We start from the raw sequence: 3933 nt of genomic DNA, 5'->3' as shown, positions 1-3933 counted from the left end.
GGCGTCCCGTTCGCCCTGCACGGGCTGCGGCGGCGCAGCGGCGGCTGGCTCACCGCGGGCGCCGTGCTGCTCGTCCACGGCGCGCTCGGGTTCGCGTACGACAGGATGCGCGCGGCGCGCGGCTGACCGGCGGGACGAGCGCTGCTACTCGTCGTCCTCGTCCTCGTCGTCCAGCCGCGCCAGCCAGGTCGCCAGGCGCTCCACCGGCACCTCGAAGTCCGGGTTGAGATCGACGAACGTCCGCAGCTGCTCGGCGAGCCACTCGAAGGTGACGTCCTCCTCGCCGCGCCGCTTCTCCAGTTCTTCGATGCCGCGGTCGGTGAAGTACATGGGGTCGTTCTCCTGCAGGGGGTGTCGAATGCGGTGCTGTGGTGCACAGCCTACGTACGGAAAGGGCCGGACCCCGAGTCCGTGAAGACCCGGGGCCCGGCCCCACCGGCGTACAGGACGCGAGTGACGAGACCTACGCCTCGAACACCTCACGCACCAGCTGCTCCTGCTCCGCCTGATGGCGCTTCGCGGAGCCGACCGCCGGGGACGAGGAGTGCGGGCGCGAGATGCGGCGCAGGCGCTCGCCGTGCGGGACGTCGGCGCCGACCGCCAGGTCCAGGTGGTCGATCAGGTTGAGCGCGATGAACGGCCAGGCACCCTGGTTCGCCGGCTCCTCCTGCGCCCAGATGTACTTCTCGGCGTTCGGGAACTTGGCGATCTCCGCCTGGAGTTCGGCGCCGGGCAGCGGGTACAGGCGCTCGACGCGGATGATCGCGGTGTCGGTGACGCCGCTCTTCTTCCGCTCGGCCTCGAGGTCGTAGTACAGCTTGCCCGCCACGAAGACGACCTTCTTGACCGCGGCCGCGTCCACCGAGTCGTCGCTGATGACCGGACGGAAGCCGCCCGTCGTGAACTCCTCCACCTTCGACGCGGCGGCCTTGAGGCGCAGCATCGACTTCGGGGTGAAGACCACCAGCGGCTTGTGGTGCGGGTTGTGCACCTGCCACCGCAGGAGGTGGAAGTAGTTCGACGGGAGCGTGGGCATGGCCACCGTCATGTTGTTCTGCGCGCACAGCTGCAGGAAGCGCTCGATGCGGGCCGAGGAGTGGTCCGGGCCCTGGCCCTCGTAGCCGTGCGGGAGCAGCAGGGTGACGCCGGACGTCTGGCCCCACTTCTGCTCGGCGGCCGAGATGTACTCGTCGACGACGGTCTGCGCGCCGTTGACGAAGTCACCGAACTGCGCCTCCCACAGCACGAGCGACTCGGGACGGGCCAGCGAGTAGCCGTACTCGAAGCCCATGACCGCGTACTCGGACAGGAGCGAGTCGTACACGTTGTAGCGGGCCTGCTCGGGCGACAGGTAGAGGAGCGGGGTGAAGTCCTCGCCCGTCTCCCGGTCGATCAGGACCGCGTGGCGCTGGCCGAAGGTGCCGCGGCGCGAGTCCTGGCCCGACAGGCGCACCGGGGTGCCCTCCAGGAGGAGCGAACCGACGGCGAGGGTCTCGCCCATGCCCCAGTCGATCGTCCCGTCCTCGATCATCGACGCGCGGCGCTGCAGCTGCGGCAGCAGACGCGGGTGCACCGTGACGTTGTCCGGGATGTTGACCTGGGACTCGGCGATGCGCTTGACGACCTCCTGGGAGATCGCGGTCTGCACCGGCACGGGGAACTCGGCCTGCGGGGCCGGGGACTCGCTCTCGCCGGGGTGCGCGACGGCCTCGCGGACCTCCGTGAAGACCTTCTCCAGCTGGCCCTGGAAGTCCTGCAGCGCCTGCTCGGCCTCTTCCAGGGTGATGTCGCCGCGACCGATGAGGGACTCGGTGTAGAGCTTGCGCACCGAGCGCTTCTTGTCGATCAGGTCGTACATCAGGGGCTGCGTGAACGCCGGGTTGTCCGACTCGTTGTGCCCGCGGCGGCGGTAGCAGATGAGGTCGATGACCACATCCTTGTTGAACGCCTGGCGGAACTCGAAGGCGAGGCGGGCCACGCGGACGACGGCCTCGGGGTCGTCGCCGTTCACGTGGAAGATCGGGGCCTCGATCATGCGGGCCACGTCCGTGGCGTACATGGAGGAGCGCGACGACTCGGGAGCCGCCGTGAAGCCGACCTGGTTGTTGATGACGATGTGGACCGTGCCGCCCGTGCGGTAGCCGCGCAGCTGCGACATGTTCAGCGTCTCGGCCACGACGCCCTGGCCCGCGAAGGCCGCGTCACCGTGCAGGGCGACGGGCAGGACCGTGAAGTCCGTGCCGCCCTTGTTGATGATGTCCTGCTTGGCGCGGACGATGCCCTCGATGACCGGGTCGACCGTCTCCAGGTGGGACGGGTTGGCGGCCAGCGAGACCTTGATCTGCTCGCCGTCCAGGCCGGTGAAGGTGCCCTCGGCGCCCAGGTGGTACTTCACGTCGCCGGAGCCGTGCATCGACTTCGGGTCGAGGTTGCCCTCGAACTCGCGGAAGATCTGCGCGTACGACTTGCCGACGATGTTGGCCAGCACGTTCAGCCGGCCGCGGTGGGCCATGCCGATGACGACCTCGTCGAGGCGGGCCTCGGCGGCGGAGTCGATGACCGCGTCGAGCAGCGGGACGACGGACTCGCCGCCCTCCAGGGAGAAGCGCTTCTGGCCGACGAACTTCGTCTGCAGGAACGTCTCGAACGCCTCGGCCGAGTTCAGCCGGCGCAGGATGCGCAGCTGCTCCTCGCGCTCCGGCTTGGAGTGTGCGCGCTCGATGCGGTCCTGGATCCACTTGCGCTGCTTCGGGTCCTGGATGTGCATGAACTCGACGCCGGTGGTGCGGCAGTACGAGTCGCGCAGCACACCGAGGATGTCGCGCAGCTTCATCATCGACTTGCCGGCGAAGCCGCCGACGGCGAACTCGCGCTCCAGGTCCCACAGGGTGAGCCCGTGCTCGGTGATGTCCAGGTCGGGGTGCTTGCGCTGCTGGTACTCCAGCGGGTCGGTGTCGGCCATGACGTGGCCGCGGACCCGGTAGGAGTGGATCAGCTCGAAGACGCGCGCGGCCTTGGTGACGTCGTCGTCGTGCGAGGCGTCGATGTCCTTGAGCCAGCGGACCGGCTCGTAGGGGATGCGCAGCGACTTGAAGATGTCGTCGTAGAACTCGTTCTCACCGAGGAGGAGGTTCGCGACGACGCGCAGGAACTCGCCGGAGGCGGCGCCCTGGATGACCCGGTGGTCGTAGGTCGACGTGAGCGTCATGACCTTCGAGATGCCGAGCTTGTTGAGGGTGTCCTGGCTCGTGCCCTGGAACTCGGCCGGGTAGTCCATCGAGCCGACGCCCATGATGACCGACTGTCCGGGCATCAGGCGCGGGACCGAGTGGACGGTGCCGAGGCCGCCGGGGTTGGTCAGGGAGACCGTGACGCCGCTGAAGTCGTCCATGCCGAGCTTGCCGTCGCGGGCGCGGCGGACGATGTCCTCGTAGGCCTGCCAGAACTCGAAGAAGTTCAGCGTCTCGGCCTTCTTGATGCCGGCGACGACGAGCTGGCGGTCGCCGTTGGGCTTCACCAGGTCGATGGCGAGGCCGAAGTTGATGTGCTCCGGCTTGACCAGGGTCGGCTTGCCGTCCTTGACCGCGAAGGAGTGGTTCATCGACGGCATGGCCTTGATGGCCTGCACCATCGCGTACCCGATGAGGTGCGTGAAGGAGATCTTCCCGCCGCGGGCGCGCTTGAGGTGGTTGTTGATGACGATGCGGTTGTCGAACAGCAGCTTCACCGGGACGGCGCGCACGGACGTGGCCGTGGGGACCTCGACGGAGGCGTTCATGTTCTTCGCGACGGCTGCGGCGGGACCGCGCAGCGTCACGAACTCGGGGCCGGCAGGGGCCTCGGTCGTCACTGGTTCAGCCTTCTTCGGAGCGGGGGTGGCGGTGGCGGGGGCGGCCTTCGCGGGAGCCGGGGCGGACGCGGGCGCGGCGTCGG

General features: G+C 68.8%; 2 protein-coding genes. Both read right to left on the bottom strand.

Annotated features, from left to right (window positions below):
- Positions 1-144: 144 nt before the first annotated feature.
- Complete coding sequence (locus tag G3I40_RS09285) at positions 145-330, bottom strand: DUF6104 family protein (protein ID WP_164301683.1); 186 nt, start codon at positions 328-330, stop codon at positions 145-147.
- A gap of 133 nt (positions 331-463) precedes the next feature.
- Positions 464-3933 (bottom strand): multifunctional oxoglutarate decarboxylase/oxoglutarate dehydrogenase thiamine pyrophosphate-binding subunit/dihydrolipoyllysine-residue succinyltransferase subunit (locus G3I40_RS09280; RefSeq protein ID WP_164301682.1); only part of this gene is annotated, 3470 nt, incomplete at its 5' end.

The organism is Streptomyces sp. SID14478 (genome assembly GCF_010548525.1).
Taxonomy (GTDB): Bacteria; Actinomycetota; Actinomycetes; order Streptomycetales; family Streptomycetaceae; genus Streptomyces.
Note: the sequence above shows the minus strand (reverse complement) of the source record. Positions and strands in the feature narration are given on the sequence as shown.

Coding starts and splice junctions, on each gene's coding strand:
- G3I40_RS09285 (WP_164301683.1), bottom strand. CDS start 330: ATGTACTTCACCGACCGCGGCATCGAAGAACTGGAGAAGCGGCGCGGC.